This is a genomic window from Neobacillus sp. B24 (genome assembly GCF_055381825.1).
The window spans coordinates 3,103,950-3,121,911 of sequence record NZ_AP035777.1 but is presented as its reverse complement, the minus strand read 5'-3'; the positions used below and the strand labels follow the sequence as shown (position 1 = coordinate 3,121,911).

The 17,962-nt window shown below is 37.7% G+C and carries 18 protein-coding genes and 1 pseudogene; 15 read left to right on the top strand and 4 right to left on the bottom strand.

The window, feature by feature from the left end:
* Positions 1-50: 50 nt before the first annotated feature.
* From ACZ43M_RS15335 to ACZ43M_RS15305, 7 genes and pseudogenes are all read left to right on the top strand, one after another.
* Positions 51-155, top strand: a pseudogene (locus ACZ43M_RS15335) (ABC transporter permease); the annotation flags it as partial.
* Positions 156-301: 146 nt separating this feature from the next.
* The gene (locus tag ACZ43M_RS15330; protein WP_464503425.1) at positions 302-970 is read left to right on the top strand and encodes a response regulator transcription factor; all 669 of its coding nucleotides are present in this window, start codon (positions 302-304) and stop codon (positions 968-970) included.
* Positions 967-2,337, top strand: coding sequence for a sensor histidine kinase (locus tag ACZ43M_RS15325; RefSeq protein ID WP_464503424.1), 1,371 nt, complete (start codon positions 967-969; stop codon positions 2,335-2,337). Before ACZ43M_RS15330 ends, ACZ43M_RS15325 begins: the two co-directional genes overlap by 4 nt.
* Before the next feature lie 94 nt (positions 2,338-2,431).
* Positions 2,432-3,343, top strand: coding sequence for an ABC transporter ATP-binding protein (locus ACZ43M_RS15320; protein WP_464503423.1), 912 nt, complete (start codon positions 2,432-2,434; stop codon positions 3,341-3,343).
* Positions 3,340-4,050 carry an ABC transporter permease gene (locus ACZ43M_RS15315; protein ID WP_464503422.1) on the top strand — a complete coding sequence of 237 codons (711 nt, stop codon included), beginning with the start codon at positions 3,340-3,342 and terminating at the stop codon, positions 4,048-4,050. Before ACZ43M_RS15320 ends, ACZ43M_RS15315 begins: the two co-directional genes overlap by 4 nt.
* Positions 4,051-4,785 carry an ABC transporter permease gene (locus ACZ43M_RS15310; protein ID WP_464503421.1) on the top strand — a complete coding sequence of 245 codons (735 nt, stop codon included), beginning with the start codon at positions 4,051-4,053 and terminating at the stop codon, positions 4,783-4,785.
* A gap of 198 nt (positions 4,786-4,983) precedes the next feature.
* Entirely contained in the window at positions 4,984-6,612 is a 1,629-nt protein-coding gene (locus tag ACZ43M_RS15305) for an AMP-binding protein (RefSeq protein WP_464503420.1), read from the top strand.
* 160 nt (positions 6,613-6,772) lie between these two features.
* Here ACZ43M_RS15305 and ACZ43M_RS15300 read toward each other — a convergent pair whose 3' ends face one another.
* Both ACZ43M_RS15300 and ACZ43M_RS15295 read right to left on the bottom strand, forming a co-directional pair.
* On the bottom strand, positions 6,773-7,585 hold the full coding sequence (locus ACZ43M_RS15300) for an alpha/beta fold hydrolase (RefSeq protein ID WP_464503419.1): 813 nt from the start codon (positions 7,583-7,585) through the stop codon (positions 6,773-6,775).
* Positions 7,586-7,639: 54 nt separating this feature from the next.
* Positions 7,640-8,242 (bottom strand): TetR/AcrR family transcriptional regulator, encoded by a 603-nt coding sequence (locus ACZ43M_RS15295; protein ID WP_464503418.1) that lies wholly within the window; start codon positions 8,240-8,242, stop codon positions 7,640-7,642.
* Positions 8,243-8,465: 223 nt separating this feature from the next.
* On the opposite strand from ACZ43M_RS15295, the gene ACZ43M_RS15290 reads away from it, so the two are divergent.
* The 6 genes from ACZ43M_RS15290 (at position 8,466) to ACZ43M_RS15265 (ending at position 13,886) form a co-directional block, all read left to right on the top strand.
* Positions 8,466-8,876 carry a VOC family protein gene (locus tag ACZ43M_RS15290; RefSeq protein WP_464503417.1) on the top strand — a complete coding sequence of 137 codons (411 nt, stop codon included), beginning with the start codon at positions 8,466-8,468 and terminating at the stop codon, positions 8,874-8,876.
* Positions 8,877-8,914: 38 nt separating this feature from the next.
* The gene (locus ACZ43M_RS15285; protein ID WP_464503416.1) at positions 8,915-9,448 is read left to right on the top strand and encodes an HXXEE domain-containing protein; all 534 of its coding nucleotides are present in this window, start codon (positions 8,915-8,917) and stop codon (positions 9,446-9,448) included.
* 225 nt (positions 9,449-9,673) lie between these two features.
* Positions 9,674-10,150 (top strand): DinB family protein, encoded by a 477-nt coding sequence (locus ACZ43M_RS15280; protein WP_464503415.1) that lies wholly within the window; start codon positions 9,674-9,676, stop codon positions 10,148-10,150.
* Between the two features lie 449 nt (positions 10,151-10,599).
* Positions 10,600-11,877 (top strand): IS110 family RNA-guided transposase, encoded by a 1,278-nt coding sequence (locus ACZ43M_RS15275; RefSeq protein WP_464508034.1) that lies wholly within the window; start codon positions 10,600-10,602, stop codon positions 11,875-11,877.
* A 309-nt stretch (positions 11,878-12,186) separates the two neighbouring features.
* Positions 12,187-12,951 (top strand): hypothetical protein, encoded by a 765-nt coding sequence (locus tag ACZ43M_RS15270; protein WP_464503414.1) that lies wholly within the window; start codon positions 12,187-12,189, stop codon positions 12,949-12,951.
* Between the two features lie 41 nt (positions 12,952-12,992).
* Positions 12,993-13,886, top strand: a complete 894-nt coding sequence (locus ACZ43M_RS15265; RefSeq protein ID WP_464503413.1) for an alpha/beta hydrolase — start codon at positions 12,993-12,995, stop codon at positions 13,884-13,886.
* Between the two features lie 137 nt (positions 13,887-14,023).
* Here ACZ43M_RS15265 and ACZ43M_RS15260 read toward each other — a convergent pair whose 3' ends face one another.
* Together ACZ43M_RS15260 and ACZ43M_RS15255 are read right to left on the bottom strand one after the other, a co-directional pair.
* Positions 14,024-14,827, bottom strand: coding sequence for an N-acyl homoserine lactonase family protein (locus tag ACZ43M_RS15260; RefSeq protein WP_464503412.1), 804 nt, complete (start codon positions 14,825-14,827; stop codon positions 14,024-14,026).
* A gap of 240 nt (positions 14,828-15,067) precedes the next feature.
* On the bottom strand, positions 15,068-15,898 hold the full coding sequence (locus ACZ43M_RS15255; protein ID WP_464503411.1) for a helix-turn-helix domain-containing protein: 831 nt from the start codon (positions 15,896-15,898) through the stop codon (positions 15,068-15,070).
* A gap of 205 nt (positions 15,899-16,103) precedes the next feature.
* On the opposite strand from ACZ43M_RS15255, the gene ACZ43M_RS15250 reads away from it, so the two are divergent.
* Together ACZ43M_RS15250 and ACZ43M_RS15245 are read left to right on the top strand one after the other, a co-directional pair.
* Complete coding sequence (locus ACZ43M_RS15250) at positions 16,104-16,304, top strand: protein NO VEIN domain-containing protein (RefSeq protein WP_464508033.1); 201 nt, start codon at positions 16,104-16,106, stop codon at positions 16,302-16,304.
* 124 nt (positions 16,305-16,428) lie between these two features.
* Positions 16,429-17,787, top strand: a complete 1,359-nt coding sequence (locus ACZ43M_RS15245) for an IS1182 family transposase (protein WP_464503410.1) — start codon at positions 16,429-16,431, stop codon at positions 17,785-17,787.
* Positions 17,788-17,962: the final 175 nt, after the last annotated feature.

The window sequence follows — 17,962 nt, the reverse complement described above, 5'->3', positions numbered from 1 at the left end:
ACAGATATAAATGACAAGTAAAAACGGTCAGACTTTTTCTGACCGTTTTTGTCATTATGGGAACCACATTACTCTTCTCCTTGATATTTATAATAATTACGATTGTTGTGGATGTACTCTATACTCTTTTAGATCCTCGAATCAGGGTAAAGTAAAGAGGAAGGTGGTAAATGGCCAGGAATCTATTTCTTGGTCTTTTTCCATTTCAATAGAAATAGAGTCCCACTCAACCGCATTTTGTGCATTAATCCTGCTATAATTGTATTAATTGGATTCGTATAAAGGATTGGGGGACCAAAAATTGCTACATGTCTTATATGTAGAAGATGAACATGAGATTGGCAGATGGGTTACGGATGATTTATCTGCCAGAGGGTATAAGGTAACTTGGTTAACGTCTGGTGAAGGAATGGAGAATTACCTCAATGCGGCAGACATCGTCGTGTTGGATGTCATGTTGCCGGGGTTGGATGGATTTTCACTTGGAAAGAGAATAAAAAGGGAATATCTGAATCTACCTATTCTAATGCTTTCAGCCAGAACAGCTGTAGAAGATAAAATTGAAGGCCTTGGATTTGCCGATGATTATCTTACGAAGCCCTTCCATCCGGAGGAGCTGGCTGCTAGAATAGAAGTCCTATTAAGAAGATTCGAGAAAAATCATGACCTCATTCAGATTCAGCATTTAACGATACATATGATAGATCAGCAAATTATGAATCAGGAAACAGGAAAAGAAATTCTTTTGACAGGGAAGCAATTTCAAATCTTTCAATTCTTTCTCCGCCATTTAAATCAAATATTAACGAAAGAACAACTCTATGAAGGGGTCTGGGGTGAGACCTTTATCGAAGGGGACAAAACATTAATGGTCCATATTCGCTACTTGAGAGAGAAGTTGGAAAAGGACCCGGCCAACCCCGTCATTATTGAAACAATCCGCGGAATTGGCTATAGGGTGAAAAAATGAGATTCCTAAGGTCGTTACTAGCAAAATATATGGTAATCATCTTTACGGCAATCTTCCTGATTCAAATCACCTACTTGGTATCCGCTTTCTTCATGTTTAATACCGATCAAAAAATGCTCAATAACACTGAAAAACCAAATCCAACTGATATCGAGAAGCAATGGCATGAGGAAGCCAATACATTACAAGGGCTTACAACCGAAACAGCCCTTCATCACTTTGAAAAATGGCAGAAGAAATATCCTCCTTCTACCATGTTTTGGGTGGATCAAAATGGAATGCTAGCGGCGAAGACAGCCGTAAAAGAGGACATCCCTAGCAGGTGGACAGCTGTTGATACAGCAAAATTTATTAAGGAGCGTTATGAGGGTGATCCCTTCACAGTGATTGCCTTTGTCGGATCTAAGCAACAAGAAGGGTTTATCGTGTTTGAGCTCCCCAGAAAGGAATTGGCACAGCCGGGGGGGCAAAAATATGGAAATATCATTTTGATAATTGCTGCTGCCATGATTATTCTGTTTATTACCGTTTCATTTTTATTTTTCCGGGGGATTCGAAAGCGACTCTTGCATTTGCAGGAAGCAATGGAGGTGCGTGACGTGGATGGCCTTCCGATCCTGACGGAAGTAAAGAAGAAAGACGAAATTGGCCAGCTGGAACAAGCCTTCAATGTTATGGTGAGCGAATTGAAATTAAGTAAAGAGCGGGAACGGAAAGAGGAGCAGTTAAGGCGTGAGCTGATTGCCAATCTGTCGCATGATTTGCGTACCCCCTTAACAAAACTTTTGGCGCATACATATTCTCTCAAAAAAGAAGAATTGTCTCTGGAAGGAAAGAAATCGGTTCAAGTAATGGAAGAATCGATTAATCGTGTAGATCGGTTTATCGAAAACCTCATGTCCTATACTCTGTTAATGGCAAGCAAATTTAAATTCGAACCGAAAGAAACCGATATCCTTCGCTTTGTTCGTGGTTCTATCGCATCTTGGTACCCTGTTTTTGAAAAAGAAAACTTTGAGGTCGATATTCAATTAGAACCATTTAAGCAAAAGGAATGGTTAATAGATCCGATATGGATGGGACGGATTTTAGATAATGTGTTCCAGAATATTCTCAGGCATGCAAAGTCAGGAAAATATGTTGCGGTGGCTACAGAATCAACAGCTGGATATGAGGCTATTGTTATTTGTGATCGGGGACAAGGAATGAAAAATGGTTCAACTGAAAAAGGGGCAGGTATTGGATTATCCATTATTGACATGATGGTAAAGGGAATGAAGCTGGATTGGGAAATCCAATCAAGCGATCAGGGGACCGTAATAAAAATAAAACGAAAAAAGCTGGATGAACCCGGGGAAAAACGATGATTTTTCTCTGGGTTCTTTTTTTAAACAAATTTTAAACTTTCCTATTACTTGGATTTAACCTTTCGCATCTATGATAGATAGTGAGGTGAGGAAAGTGGAATATATTCTAGAAACGAAAAACTTAACCAAACAATTTGGCGGGGAACAGGCTGTTATAGGATTGGATATGAAAATTCCCAAAGGAGAGATTTATGGATTCCTCGGCCCGAATGGCGCCGGAAAAACGACTACGATTCGCATGCTGTTGGGGCTGATGAAGCCCACGAAGGGATCAATTCAAATTTTTCAAAAGGACTTAAACAAGAACAGGATGGAGATTTTGCGCAAGATAGGCTCATTGGTTGAGAATCCTTCGTATTATCCACATTTAACCGCGCGTGAAAATTTGGAGGCGATTCGAAAAATAGCAGGGGTGCCAAAAGCAAGAATTGAGGAAGTATTGGAAATTGTTAGATTGACCGAGGCAGCCAATAAAAAAGTGAAGGGGTTTTCACTCGGAATGAAGCAACGGTTAGGCATTGCTGCTGCCCTGTTGAATCAACCGGATCTGCTAATTTTGGATGAACCGACAAACGGGCTTGACCCATCAGGAATCATTGAGATCCGAAATTTAATTAAACGACTCCCGGCCGAATATGGCATGACAGTATTAATCTCAAGCCACCTATTGTCGGAAATTGACCAAATAGCGACAACGGTTGGGATTGTTACGAAGGGGAAAATGATTTTCCAAGATTCGATTGATGCGATGCGTCAACAAGCCCAGCAGAAAATTATCCTGAAAGTCAGCAATAGCGTTCATGCTTGGCGCGCGTTGTTGGCAAGGGGCATACAAGCAGAATATAAAGATGAAAAGATCTTGTTATATGAACGTTCAGAACAACATATCGCCAAGGTTGTCACATTGCTTGTTCAGGATGGATTCTTAATTTACCGGGTGGAAGAAGAAAAACGTTCTTTGGAGGATATTTTCCTACAAATGACCTCGGAGGCGACAGCAGGATGATGTTGAAACTTTTATGGGTTGATTTTTTTAAAATAAAACGTAAGGGCTTTTGGCTGTTGACCTTTTTGGGGCCGATTGGGGTAGTGGCGTTGCAGATGCTCAATTACGGTGTGCGCAAAGACTATTTATTGCAGCAAAGTGAGGATGATTGGGGTTATTATTTGGGGAATATCCATTCCTTCACTCCTCTTGCGCTTGTATTGGGCATTGCGATCTTAACCTCGTTTATTACAAGTATAGAAAATGAAAATAATTCGTGGAAGCAATTGCTTGCGCTGCCTGTCTCCAAAATGAGTGTTTATTTATCAAAATTTACGGTATTGGCCATTCTTCTGTTTATTTCTTCCACACTATTAATGGTCTTTACACTTGGATTTGGGATGTTTCTTGATTTGGGGACAAAGATTCCGTTCGGCGCGCTGTTAAGGTATAGCTATTTTCCATACTTTGCGGTACTTCCGGTTTTAGCCCTGCAGCTTTGGGTTGCAACAGTCAGTGTCAATCAGGGGGTCCCGATTACGACCGGTATTATGGGAACTATCTTAACGTATTCAGCCTATTTCTTGCCGGATTGGATGCCTTGGAAGTGGCCGACGTTGATGAACGAATGGAATGAGCCGCTAATAAATGTAATGCTCGGGCTCGGGGCAGGGTTTCTGATTTATATGGCGGGTATGTTTGATTTTATCAGAAGGGATGTGAAATAAATGTTCATTTCCATTTTGCAATCTGAATGGTATAAATTGCGAAAGTCGAAAATAACCGGGCTTTTCCTTGCAGGTCCATTATTGGGCTTGCTGATTGGTTTGCCTAGCAATTTCACTCCAGATGGTGTGGAAATGAATCAGTGGTATATATCACTGATTACAATGAACTTGTCGTATGGTTTATTGTTTTTGCCACTGATTACGGGTGTTCTTGCAGGACTTATTTGCCGATATGAACACCATGCGGGAGGCTGGAAACAGCTGTTGGCGCTGCCTGTCACCAGAGGAAGCGTGTTCTTGGCGAAATATTCCTTATTAATGCTGATTGTTTTTGTGATCCAGGTTTGCTATCTAGTTGCGATTTATGCTGTCGGAATGATAAAAGGATTTAGTGACCCATTTCCCCTGGCGATTGTTTGGAAAAGTATACTTGGCGGCTGGATTGCGACATTCCCATTAGTTGCACTGCAGCTATGGATGTCGGTTATGTGGAAGAGCTTTGCCGCTCCGTTCGCTGTTAACGTGATCTTTACGTTGCCGGCTATCCTAGCAGTTAATTCGGAACGCTTTGGACCTTACTACCCATGGGCACAGCCATTTTCAATGATGTACTTGGACGGAATAAATGAAGGTGTTTTCTCTTTTCCTTGGGAGCAAGTCTTGACGGTTGTAGGAGGTAGCTTCGTAATCTTCTTCCTGGCTGGATACCTTTATTTTCAGCGGAAAGCGGTGTAATTTAAACTATAGCAGTAAGGGGACAGGTTCTGGTGGCTTCAGGTTGCCATCAGAACCGTCCCTGTGGCGTCCCGCCCGACTTATTCTGTTTTTTGATGATTGTTGGTCGTTCTAGTGTGTGATACACTATTCTAAATATGCCTAATATTTAGATAATTAATCATGATCATCATTTTATCTTGTGGAGGGGGAAAGAAAATGAGTAATCCTATCAATGATCAAGTGAATCATTTTATTCAGCAATATCAGGGACCGATTTCTTCTGTAACTGAATTACTTTGTGACCGCCATGAGGATAATAAAATTGCCTTTTATTATGAAAGCGCTAACGGAATAAAGCGTCACAATACATATGGTGAGTTAAAGAACGACTCTATGATTTTTGCAAATGTATTAAAATCACTAGGTGTTAAGAAAGGAAGCCGTGTAGCAGTCTTATTACCTAAAGGCCCGGAATTGATAGTTTCTGTATTAGCGATTTGGCGTTTGGGTGCCGTTCATGTTCCACTTTTCACAGCCTTTGGTCCTCAAGCCATCTTTTATCGTGTGGAGAACAGCGGTGCTGAGCTCATTATTACGGATTCAACTAATCGTCCAAAGCTGAATGGTACCTCAGCAGGGACGGACGCTATTGATACAAACAAAATAAAAGTGATCACTGTCAATGCAAATCCAGTGGATGGGGATCTGGATTATTGGTCAACATTTGAAAATACTGAACCATTAGAGCGGAACGAAGTCGTCACCAAGGATGATTTATTTATTATTCTTTATACATCAGGAACTACGGGACATCCAAAGGGTGTGCAAGTCCCTGTTTATGCCCTTGCTGCCTTTGAAGCCTATATGGTATTTGGGTTAGATATAAGGGAAGGGGACGTTTTTTGGAATATTGCTGACCCAGGCTGGGCTTATGGTTTATATTATGCTCTAATTGGGCCTCTCCTTCTTGGTCAAACATTTATCGTCTACAATGCACCTTTCAATGTCGAAAATACATTAAGAGTATTCCAAGAATATAAAGTGACGAATTTTGCAGCTGCCCCTACAGCTTATCGATCGATGCGAGCGGAAGGAATCGATAGTAGTTTAAAAGAAAAGTTACATCTCCGTGTTTTATCAAGTGCTGGAGAACCTTTAAATCGTGATGTAATCAAATGGGCCGAAAATTATTTAGGCTTACCGATTTATGATCATTACGGGCAAACAGAGCAAGGCATGGTCATCAATAATCATCATCATCCTGACTTACAAAGTACCTATAATCCGGGTACAATGGGACAACCAATGCCAGGATTTAAAATGACCATTTTAGATGATCATGGGGTAGAAGCAGGACCAAATGTTGAAGGTCAAATTAGTATTGACACAGAGCAGTCTCCACTTTTTTGGTTTAGAGGCTACTATCAAAATGAGGAGAAAACAGCAGAACGCTATCTGTACGGTTCACGCTATTATTTAACAGGCGACGATTCTAGTTATGATGAAAATGGTTATTTCTATTTTTCTGGACGAAATGACGATATTATCTCAAGTGCTGGCTATCGTATCGGTCCGTTTGAAGTGGAAAGTGCCATTATGGAGCATGAAGCAGTAGCGGAAACGGCCGTCATTGGCGTACCGGATGAACGTCGTGGCGAAGTAGTCAAAGCCTATATTGTCTTAAAAACAAGTTATGTTCCTAGTAATGAACTAGAAATGGACATTCAGCAGTATGTAAAAAGAAATTTATCTGCTCATGAATATCCACGTATTATCGAATTCGTGGATGCTTTACCAAAAACACCAAGTGGTAAATACAACGGTTTCTTTTACGAAGTTAATTAGAAATTATACAGATTCCCTGGTGTTTTGCGCGGAGTGTCTTTAAAATCATACAATTATGGGCCATAGGGTCAGGCGATGGGTGTCTGACCCTATATCTATCCGTAAAGGAAATAAGGGACACCCAATACCAAACCAAATTCTTCGAAAAGTGCATCACATGTTATTTTTTTAAATACGTTACACCCTCATAATCTTTTAACCTATTTTCCTTTAAGAAATCCAGCACCATATCATTAAAAATATCTCTTCTCATGGTACTTAATGGATCAAATGCATCTTTAAAAATGGCAACAACGGCATTTGGGATATTTTCAAACATGATTTGCGCGGCCTTCACTTCTGGTCCCACGTTCTTTTTATCTCCTGCCATAATTAGTGTTGGAGCCGATATTTGGAGAAGTTGGCCTGTATGGTTAGGAAATTCCGATTTCTTCATCGCAAGAAGCATCTTTTTGTCAATAGTTAATGAATCCTTGATAATCCTCTTTGTGTATTGATCATTTCCATATACCTTCATCATTAACTTGATGATGGTATTATACGGAAGAAGGCTGAAAATCGCATTCGATAAAGCTAAAACCCATCCTGAAACCTTGGTTGGTATTTCGCTATAGCCATTTGATAAAACCAACTTTTCAATATATTCAGGGTGTTTAGTCGCAAAAACGCTCGCTACAACTGCACCTTGAGAAAGTCCTACTATAGGAATCTTTTGTATTCCAATTGCATCTAGAAAATGCTTTACATCTTCAGCTATGACTTTCATCGAATACTTTCCATCAGGAAACTCCTTGGTGCTTCCTCCATGTCCTCTCATATCTATTAAGAACATTTTAAACTCCTTTGAAAAAACATCAATCTGCGGTTCCCACATTTTCCAAGACCCGCCGCTCCCATGAATAAACAATACAGGTGATCCTTCGCCTATTGTTTCATAGTTTATGGTTACTCCATTAGCAATAACTTTTGTCATCTGATTATCCCCTTATAGTCAAAGAGTCTCTTTCCGTTAGAAAATTTCGTTAAACTATTCCATCTGAGATTGGTCCAATTCGTTTTTCTTAATGCCGTAGAATAGTATTCTCATTATTTTTTTAGCTTCCACTTCCGGTATAATCGTTTTTTCATTTAACAGAATATCTGCTTTTTTTTCATTGATAAGGGCCTGGTAAGTAAAAACGATATCTGAAACGTCCAAGTCTGGATTGATTTCTCCGCTCTCGACAGCTTCTGTAAATAAAGAAGTCATTTGTAAAGTCCATTGTTTAGTCATTTCTGCAAAATGCTGAGTGGTTTCTCTAGTGAAATTTGATTGCTCCTGCAAATGGATTTTTAAAATCAACCGGTTCTCTTGAAACTTGGTAAACAAATCCGCAGAAAGAAAAACTAGTTGTTCGAACAACGTTTCACCTTTTGGCTCCACCTGTCTGTTTCGTCTGGTTAAATCCCCAATAAGCTTAAGCAGGATTTCATACTTAGAAGGAAAGTAATCATATAACGTCGTCCTTGCCATTCCGCATTCTTTTGCTATGTCATTCATCACCACATTCTGGAACCCTTTTGAGTGAAATAAGGTTAAGGATACATCCAAAATCTCCTTCAACTTGTCTTCCCGTCTTGATTTTTTCATTGTTCACACTCTTTCTTAATCGAATCCCGACACTGTGTCGGAATTATTATAATTCCCAAAAAATTAGATTTTCAAGAGTTTTATTTCACCTTCTAGAATGGTGGAAAAAATTCCTTGAAATACCGTAAATTTCTATCTATAATAAATCCGACATAGTGTCGGACTTTTTTGTGAGACGTTTCAGAGGTTATTATTTAAAGAAAAGCTAAGGGGTGAACAGTAAATGAAAATCAAAAGTCTGGACCATCTTGTTTTAACTGTTAAAGATATTGAAGAGACCTGTAAATTTTACTCCACTGTAATGGGTATGGAGGTTCAAGTCTTTGGCGAGGGAAGAAGATCGCTACAATTTGGATTTCAAAAAATAAATCTTCATCAAGCAGGAAATGAATTTGAACCTAAGGCAAACGTGCCGACACCCGGTTCGGCAGATTTATGTTTTATCACAGATACTCCAATCGGAAAGGTGATTCAAGAATTAAAGAATCACCATATTAGTATTTTAGAAGGTCCAGTCGTTCGTACAGGAGCAGCAGGAAAAATTTACTCTATATATTTCAGGGATCCTGACATGAATTTAATCGAAATATGTAATTATATCGAAAGTCAGACTAGCTTAAAGAGGGAAGCCTAATATTATGCTGTAGCTTGCATCATTTCAATGTAAAGGGAGTGATTCATATCGATCAATTAACCGTTCTTTTAATTTGGCTATTTCCGATCAATTTCGGTATACATGACTTCGAAGAAATTATCGTGGTGGAAAAGTGGGTTTCTAAAAACAAGGAGGATCTTATTAAAATACTTCCGAAAAGGGCTAGTTCATTTATTGAAAAGAACTTTGCTCAAAAAACAAATCAGTTTTCTTTGGTTGTCTATGTGGAGTTTATCTTAATCTCACTTTCTACCATATTGGTATTTTTAAATGGTTTTCATGGAGGGTATAAATGGCTGTATTTTGGGTTATATAGTGTATTCTTTCTCCATTCCTTTACCCATATTGGCCAGACCCTTTTATTTAAAAGATACACACCTGGTGTCATTACTTCGATCCTGTTAATAATTCCATACGGTGTTTGGTTCTATTATGTGTTACTGGAAAATAACACCATAGTTGTTCGGGATCTATGGATTAGTATCCCAATTGGTATTTTTTTGTTCGCTTTATTTTTTCCTGCAATAATGAAAACTGCTTCTAAATTCTAAGATAAGAAGATTACAAATCCATACCTAACGATTAAAAATATAGAATGAAAGGAATGGGCCTCAAAATGCCTATAGTGGATGTATTTTATCCTGAAGGTTCAACCAATAAAGCAAAATTAGAAAGTATTTGGTGAAGGTATGGCTCAAATGGCTCCTTGCAAAATGATAAGGTTTCTCAATAATATTGATAGATTAAAATTACTAAAATAGTAGGGAGGTTCAATTATGAAGGAAGAGTCTATACAATTGCTTTGTTATCATAACTGGGCAAATTTAAAATTATTAGATCACATGTTGGAATTACCAACTGAGACTTTTACAAAAAAGCATATCGGAACATTTCCTTCGATATCTGCAACATTCCATCATATTTATAACATTGACCAACAATGGTTTAAAAGGTTCAACCCCGAGGCATTAACTAAGACCATTGATTTGAATGGAATTGAAGAAACCAAAGAATATTTTATTGAGCTGCATAAAAATATGAAAGATTTTATACGAAATCATTATGATTCTTTACAAGAAATACAGTACGAAAACTCAAAAGGCGAACGGTTCCGCAATAGTATTGATGAGTTAATCCGGCATATTACAAATCATGGGACCTATCATAGAGGAAATATTTCAACGATGATTCGGCAGCTAGGACATGAAGGAACATCTACAGATTATATTTTTTTCTTAAGAATGAACGGTTAATTCGATCATTTCTTATGGGGGGGATAGATTTGAAAACCATTTATCGAAAATGGGGCTCTGAGGCTTTATTTAAAAAAGCTTATCAGAATAATTTCCGGGCAAAATACTTCATCAGTAATAAAATATGCAAAAGTTGCTGTTTAAATTGGTGCAATTATTGAAGAGAAGTCTTTTTATAATATGGTTTATTATTAATATTAAAGCAATGAAATCAAGAGGTGATATATGAATGAAACAGTCAAATCACTGTAAAAATGGTACCTATATATTGTAAAGAAATAAATGTTAATGTTGAACTTGTGGGAAAAAGATCCAAGAATGTTCCTTAAGGAGCATTCCTGTTAGAAGGATTTTCGGGGACTTGAACAAAAGAGCCCCCTTGGTATGATGCGGGGTGTCAGATCGTCGACGAAATGACCCCTAATTTGGTAACCAAGGAGGACTCCATAATGGATTTTAAACAAAATCAAAAAATAAATCAAGTCACCGAAAAAACACTCGTTGTTGGAATCGATATTGCCAAGCGGACACATTACGCTTGCTTTGTAGATGACCGCGGTCGTGTGCTCCAAAAATCATTCTCTGTTTCTCAATCTGGTGATGGTTTCGAGCATTTCTATCAACGTGTTCTGGCAGCTATGAAAGAAAACGAAAAAACAGAAGTCATAGTAGGGATTGAACCTACTGGCCATTACTGGCTAAATTTAGCCTACTTCCTAGAAGAACGAGGCATTCCCTTAGTCATGACGAATCCCATGCATGTCAAACGGTCAAAAGAGTTGGATGACAATCTGCCAACCAAACATGACCGTAAAGATGCGCTGGTAATCGCTCGTCTTGTAAAGGATGGACGCTTTAGTTATCCTCGAATCCTCAAAGGGATGGAAGCCGAACTTCGTGCTGGTTCAACATTCCGTAGTAAATTGACTGAGGAACTAGGAGCTGTCAAAAACATGATAATTCGTTGGTTAGATCGCTATTTTCCTGAATTTACTCAGGTGTTCCCATCATTCGGAAAAATGGCTATGGCTGTTCTTGAATGCACTCCATTTCCAAGTGATCTTCACCAAAAACAACCCGACGAAGTGTTATCACTTTACCGGAAGGTTGAGGGACTCAAATCCCCACAAAGACCAAAAGCAGTACGCCTTATCGAGGTCGCAGCTAGCTCTATCGGGGTAACAGAAGGACGTGAGATGGCCCGTATCGAAATCGCCACACTCGTTCGCCGTTACCACCAGCTAGAACAAGATATCGAAAGTATTACTCAACACTTAGTTGAGCTTGTAAAAACGTCTGTAGAATACGAATGGCTATCAACGGTTCCTGGGCTTGGAGATACAACCATTGTCGATTTATTAGCTGAAATCGGAAGCTTTTCACATTACGAAGATCCACGCCAACTAATCAAACTCGCGGGACTGACATTACGTGAAAATTCCTCCGGTCTGCATAAAGGGCAAAAGCGCATATCCAAACGAGGCAGAAGAAAGCTGCGTGCCCTCCTGTTCCGAGTGATGATGCCGATGATTCGCCACAATGAAGCCTTTAGAAGGCTACACGAATATTACACTAACCGTAAGGTTAATCCGTTACGCAAGAAGCAATCCATCGTGGTTCTATGCGGTAAGCTATTAAAGGTATTACATGGAATTAGCACCAAGCACAAAGCATTTGACGCACAGCGAATGATGAGGGATATTCCAAGTCTAGTAGAGGCTGCATAAGGTCCTACATCCCCTTAACTAAACCTAGACAACAGGATGACACGGAGAAGCTGGCACTATTTTTTCCATTCGACCTAGAGTCCCTAAAGGAGCTTCGCTAGCCTCTGCCTTATGACTAGACCGAACGAAGGAATGTAGGCACACTGATGCCCAGAGACATGGGAGGGTACGTCATCATAAGCTACGCAGAGATCCATTGTGCATCGCATAATTTCCTATCGCTACTTTCCACCATTATCCAGTAGTGACAGCGTAGCGTACCCATGAATTGGAATAGTTTCACATAATATTAAAATATTGTTAGGAATCGTGTCGAAAAATATTTTTTTGGCACCCCACCAACGGGTCCAAACCGTTGATAAATCAACATTTATAGAGGGAGGAATTAGTATGTTCATAGGCCACTATTCAATAAGTTATGTTATCAAAAAGAAAGACCTGGGGATACCTTTATGGCATTTATTTTTAGCAACCCAATTGATGGACATTATATGGTGTATATTTATTTTTGGTGGGATTGAAAAGGCAGATACTAACAACGGTTTACCCGGCAGCCATATTCACCTAGAATATATGCCGTATACACATAGCTTAATCGGATCGTTAATTTTGTCTGCCTTGATGGTCATTACTTATCGAATTTTACCTTCAAATAGAAATAAAGCCAATTTAAACCGTAAGTCACTGCTCATGGGAATTGCGGTTTTTTCCCATTGGGTATTAGATTTAATCGTGCACTATAAGGATCTACCGATTATTGGGAATTCCTTTAAAGTGGGCTTTGGTTTATATTCCAGTGCATTTTGGAGTTTTACCTTAGAAGCCATTTTACTGGGGGTAGGGATGCATATTTATTATTATTCTACCAATCTCAAGAAAAAATACAGGACCCTAACATTTTATTTGTTTTTGCTAATTCTAAATGCCAATACCGTTTGGGGACCAGTTGCACCAAATGAGAAAATTGCAGCCACTTTCCTTTTCATATGTTATTTGTTATTTGCCGTTATTTCTTTGTTGATGGAGAAAAAAGGTAAATCTAAGGTTTCAAATAACGATTTCAGTAATTTTTAAACTGAAAGTTATTATATAAACTTTCAAGATCGGGGGAAGGAATGAAAGTTCGGAGATTATTAATAGGAATAATATCAATATTCCTAATTCTTCTTTTACTAAATGGTGCTTCAGTTCAAGCGATCGTTGACACTTTTTATTCACCACACATTGAAGAGCTTAAAATCTATAGTAAATCTCTTCAAAAGGAGATGAAGGTGAATGTTTATACTCCCCCTAACTACAGCTCTAAAAAGAAATATCCAGTACTTTACTTACTTCATGGTAAAGATGGGAATCAAAATAGCTGGATGAATGGCTTTTTGGGAATTAGTGCTGTTAAAATCCATCAAAAAGCGGATAAACTTATCAAAGGTCATAAGATTGAGCCTTTAATTATTGTTTCACCCCAAATTGATAATAGTTATGGTGTCAATTCCTCATCTGAAACAAAGGAGTATAAGGATTATAGTAAAGGAATGTATGAGGATTATATTGTTCGAGACTTAATACCCTATATTGATAAAAAATATAGTACACAACCAACTCGAGAGCACCGCTTTATTGGTGGATTGTCTATGGGAGGTTTTGCTGCTATTCATATTGGGTTTCTGCACCCTGATTTATTTAGCAAGATTGGAGGCCATAGTCCAGCTTTAAGAAAGAATCCTACTTCTGGAACTAATATCTCTTGGCTATTTCCTAGTGAGACAGAACGGTTACAACGGGATCCGCTTTATATGGCAAAAAATTTAAAACTTGATGAAATTCAAATCTATTTAGACAACGGAGATAAAGACCATGAGTGGCTTATTGAAGGTAATGAAATATTATTAGAAATCCTAAAACAAAAGGGCATAGAAGTTCAATATAGCGTAAACTCCGGTGGACACGACTATAAGTACTGGGGTTCACAAGTTGATAAATATCTTAAATTTTATTCAAGCTCTCATTGATCAAAATTGGTGATTACCATATGTAAAAGGCAACCCATCGTTTGTGAAAAATTATTAAAAGGGGTTTGTTCTTAAGCGTTAATGAAACCCTTAAAAAGGGTTTGAGTTATGAGGAGGGACTTTTGGTCTCTCCCTAATTATTCAATTATTTGTGGTATTATAGCCGGATCATGATTCGCAATCACTTTAATTTCATCATTACTAGAAGCAAATGATTTAATCCATTCTAATGATAAACGTGCAGCTTTTCTATCGGTTGTTACACCAGGTAGTATCATATCGTTCCATGATTTCTCTGAATACCCAACATCACTTGCTAATAGCAAAAATCCTTTTGACAATTTAACTAATACTGAAAACATCCCGTCGCTATGTCCGGGAGTATGGATAAGATACAAAGAACCATCGTCAAATAAATCATACCCCAATTTATAAGGACCAAAGGGTATGTCTTTTAAACTATATGTATCAACTGAAATACCCTGCCACATTGATTTTATATATCCGGCTCTTTTGTGCGCAGCCTTCCATTCTATCTCGCTTGTAAGAATTTTCTTAGCATCTTGAACATGTTTTAAACCACTAACATGGTCTGAATGAAGATGAGTAAGTAGGACAAAATCTAACTCTTCACTCTTAATTCCCAAAGAATGTAGTTTTTCTGCAATTGATTCGCCTTCGGGAAGACTGCCGTTAAACATGGAATAAGCTAAACGTCCCAAATGTTTTTTTTGATCTGTCCTAATCTCTTCATGCCATCCTGTATCCACTAAGATGAGCCCTTTTGGATGCTCAATTAAATAAGAAGATACTGGAACCCACATCTTTTTATTCTCTCCTCTAAACCAACCTGTATATGGCATAGGATGAAAGCTCTTTTCCTTATAAGCTAATGCCCGATCAATATATACCCTGCCAGTATGCAATACATGCACTTTCATTAGGATTCCCCCAAAAAAATTATTTTATCAGATTAAAAGCCATGTTTTCATCAATGATTACATGTCGAAATTTTTTACACTTAAATAACGGGTTTTTTTAATGGAGAATTATGAACACTTGAAAGAGGTATTAGAAATTTTGATTTTGAGATAGGAAACTTAAAGCAAATTCAATTTTTTGAACACTTTTCCTAAAATAACAAACCATCACACTATATAATGGTTAAATAGTTTGTTATTTTATATTTTACGATTTTTTCGGAAATCTGAAATTGTACAACCCAATTTTTTCTTAAAAACTCTTTCAAAAGTATTTAGACTTCCAAAACCCACTTCATAACATATAGTGGTGATATCTAAATTGGATGAAAGTAACAGGTCTAGAGCTTTTTCAATTCTAATGTTTAATACAAAGTTATTAGGGGTACAGCCAACAATATCTTTAAAGGTCCTAATAAGATAAAATTTACTAAGGTTTGATACCATTGACAGCTCATCTAATGAAATATCATTTTGGTAGTTTTCATAAATATATCCAATAATATTTTTAATAATTGGATGTTGATTAACAATAACTTCTTTTTTCCATTTTTCACTATGAGAACCTTCGTGCATTGTTAAAAATGTTTCTACAAGTTCCCATTCAAGTTCTTCCATTCTAGTGGAGTAATCTTCATGAAAAAGGTTGGTTCTTATAACTTCATCTGCTACTTTTATTAACTTCTCTGATGAGCCCACGCTACAAATTGAAAAATCGATACCACTCGTACCTTGATCCAAACATGAAAAAATTATAGTGTCAATTAAACTTCTTTTTATATTTATTAGTAAAATACGACTTTCACTTTCTTTGGTATAATGGATATGTTTCTCACCTGGAACTGTGATTATTCGAGTGTTTTTATTTAAATGGTTTGATTTATTATTTAAGTCTAAGTTAGGTGTACCGGAGATTGGAATTGTAATTTGATAATCATCACCATGATCATGTTCGACTGGATCTGATGAATAAGGATCTAAATGAGTCATCATTAATTTTGTATTTTTTAGTTTTAAGTTTAGATATCTCATATTTCACCTCACTTAGCTAATTTTATGACCTTAATAAATATAAGTATATAAAATGGATATTTATGTTTCAATATATATATGGTCAAATATGGAAAATGTTAAAATGCGTAAATGTTTATGCCTTGTTAAATGAAAACTATTAAGAGGTTGAGTGGGTTTCCGAAAATGCCGAGGCTGATAGTGTGAATTCCAAGGTAAAGCGGGTCTGGGCTATGATTTGACCTACCTGAATGAGGAGAATAAAAAGATTTTTGTAGAAGTCAAAGCATCCACAGGTGATGCAGATTATTTTTACCTAAGTACAAATGAACTGGACTTTGCCGAATTTTCCGAACAACACGCTGACCATTATGAAGTTATCTTTGCTGCAAATATTAATGATGAAAAGAAGAAGTTTTATAGGTGAATCAATTTCATAAATCTGAGCCCTACGGGCTCAAGGCTTTCAAGCACTAAAAAAAGGAGTACCTCCCCAAAATGTCGAAATAAGTAAGCACCACACAAACTTATAGACTGGAGGAAGACTCCCTATGACTATTATAAGGCAAGGAAGCCTGTTTGGACTACAAGAATTATATGATTTAGAACCTACCCATCGTTTTGAAGCAGTTTTTTCTGCTATCGACATTGATCCTATCTTCGCTGTGGTAACGAAGAAGTCTCGTTTTGGTAGACCCATTGAACTGAATTATGCAGCGATGATTTACTCATTAGTTGCCCGATTAACGGAACGGATTCCATTCATTAAAGATTTGGTAAAGCGATTAAGAAACGATATGATTTTCCGACTAGACTGCGGCTTTTTGGTTTCTGATACTGTCCCTTCTGAGGCAGCTTATTCAAGAATGGTGACGATCCTCAGTGAATCTAATGTTCTTGAAGATGTTAAAGAAACAATTCTATATCAAGCCATGACAGAAGGATTTATCACTGATGATACAGCAGCCCTTGATGCCACACACTTTGAAGCCAAAGATCAAGCACCTCCAAAAGAGGAAAAACCAAAAACAGAACCCAAGAAACGTGGGCGTAAATCAAAAGAAGAAAGAGAACAATGGTTGATTGAAAAAGCTGAACGCGAAGCCAATCTACCCCTTTTCGAAAAGAAAATTGAAGAACAGTTAGATGTTCCTTTAGATCAACTTCGTGCTGAAATTCCTCAACACCCCGAATGGGGTGTGAAGAAAAACAGCGAAGGAAAGAATGTTTTTTGGTATGGCTATAAGGCTCATTTAGCTGTTGGAGCAAAAAGCCAATATATTCTTCAATCTCTCTTTTCTTCTGGAAATTTAAACGACGGAAAGGCAGCGATTCCTTTATTAAAAGGAATCCATGAGCGTCTTCAACTTCCGACTTTACGTTATCAAACGATGGATGCAGGATATGACTACGAACCGATTTACGAACAAATTCACCGAATGGGTCAACAATCTGTGATTGCCTATAACAAGCGTAATGAACCTGAGTTAGAAGGTTTTGATAAACATTTCGCCCCCACTTGTTTCCGGGAACACTCGTATCGATATGATAGTTTCGATCCAAAATACAAAACACTCAAATATACACGTCCAAAGGAATGTAAAGACTGTCCGCTAGCCAATGAGGGTATTTGTCAAAAGATCTATAAAGTGAAAATCACGACAGACCTCCGAAAATATACAGCACCAGCCCGTGGCTCGAAAGTTTGGAAAACTATCTTTAAACGACGTACCGCAGTGGAACGTGTGAATGCTTATCTTAAGTTATACTTTCAATTAAACAATGTTCGTTACCGGACAGGTAAACGCGCCAAAGTTCACTTTGATCTAGTGACCTTGGTTTATAATGCTTCAAAACTGGCCGCTGATCGTATTAATGCCGCTTTAAATAGTCAAAAACAAGCAGCATAAATTTTAAAAATTGAATAGATAAAAATTCTGCAGGTCTGTGATTCTTTAAAATAAGGAATTATGAAATTGATTCAGGTTTAAAGATTTTTCCAATATGGTGAGGACGAAACTCGGTATACCAATAAAAAAATTATTGCCGTAGGAGAAGATGTACATAAAAAAAACCGTCAATTTC

Excerpts from the sequence above, each read along its gene's own strand:
- ACZ43M_RS15325 (WP_464503424.1), top strand. The coding sequence starts at position 967 with ATGAGATTCCTAAGGTCGTTACTAGCAAAATATATGGTAATCATCTTT.
- ACZ43M_RS15315 (WP_464503422.1), top strand. The coding sequence starts at position 3,340 with ATGATGTTGAAACTTTTATGGGTTGATTTTTTTAAAATAAAACGTAAG.
- ACZ43M_RS15310 (WP_464503421.1), top strand. The coding sequence starts at position 4,051 with ATGTTCATTTCCATTTTGCAATCTGAATGGTATAAATTGCGAAAGTCG.
- ACZ43M_RS15305 (WP_464503420.1), top strand. The coding sequence starts at position 4,984 with ATGAGTAATCCTATCAATGATCAAGTGAATCATTTTATTCAGCAATAT.
- ACZ43M_RS15300 (WP_464503419.1), bottom strand. The coding sequence starts at position 7,585 with ATGACAAAAGTTATTGCTAATGGAGTAACCATAAACTATGAAACAATA.
- ACZ43M_RS15295 (WP_464503418.1), bottom strand. The coding sequence starts at position 8,242 with ATGAAAAAATCAAGACGGGAAGACAAGTTGAAGGAGATTTTGGATGTA.
- ACZ43M_RS15290 (WP_464503417.1), top strand. The coding sequence starts at position 8,466 with ATGAAAATCAAAAGTCTGGACCATCTTGTTTTAACTGTTAAAGATATT.
- ACZ43M_RS15280 (WP_464503415.1), top strand. The coding sequence starts at position 9,674 with ATGAAGGAAGAGTCTATACAATTGCTTTGTTATCATAACTGGGCAAAT.
- ACZ43M_RS15275 (WP_464508034.1), top strand. The coding sequence starts at position 10,600 with ATGGATTTTAAACAAAATCAAAAAATAAATCAAGTCACCGAAAAAACA.
- ACZ43M_RS15265 (WP_464503413.1), top strand. The coding sequence starts at position 12,993 with ATGAAAGTTCGGAGATTATTAATAGGAATAATATCAATATTCCTAATT.
- ACZ43M_RS15260 (WP_464503412.1), bottom strand. The coding sequence starts at position 14,827 with ATGAAAGTGCATGTATTGCATACTGGCAGGGTATATATTGATCGGGCA.
- ACZ43M_RS15255 (WP_464503411.1), bottom strand. The coding sequence starts at position 15,898 with ATGAGATATCTAAACTTAAAACTAAAAAATACAAAATTAATGATGACT.
- ACZ43M_RS15245 (WP_464503410.1), top strand. The coding sequence starts at position 16,429 with ATGACTATTATAAGGCAAGGAAGCCTGTTTGGACTACAAGAATTATAT.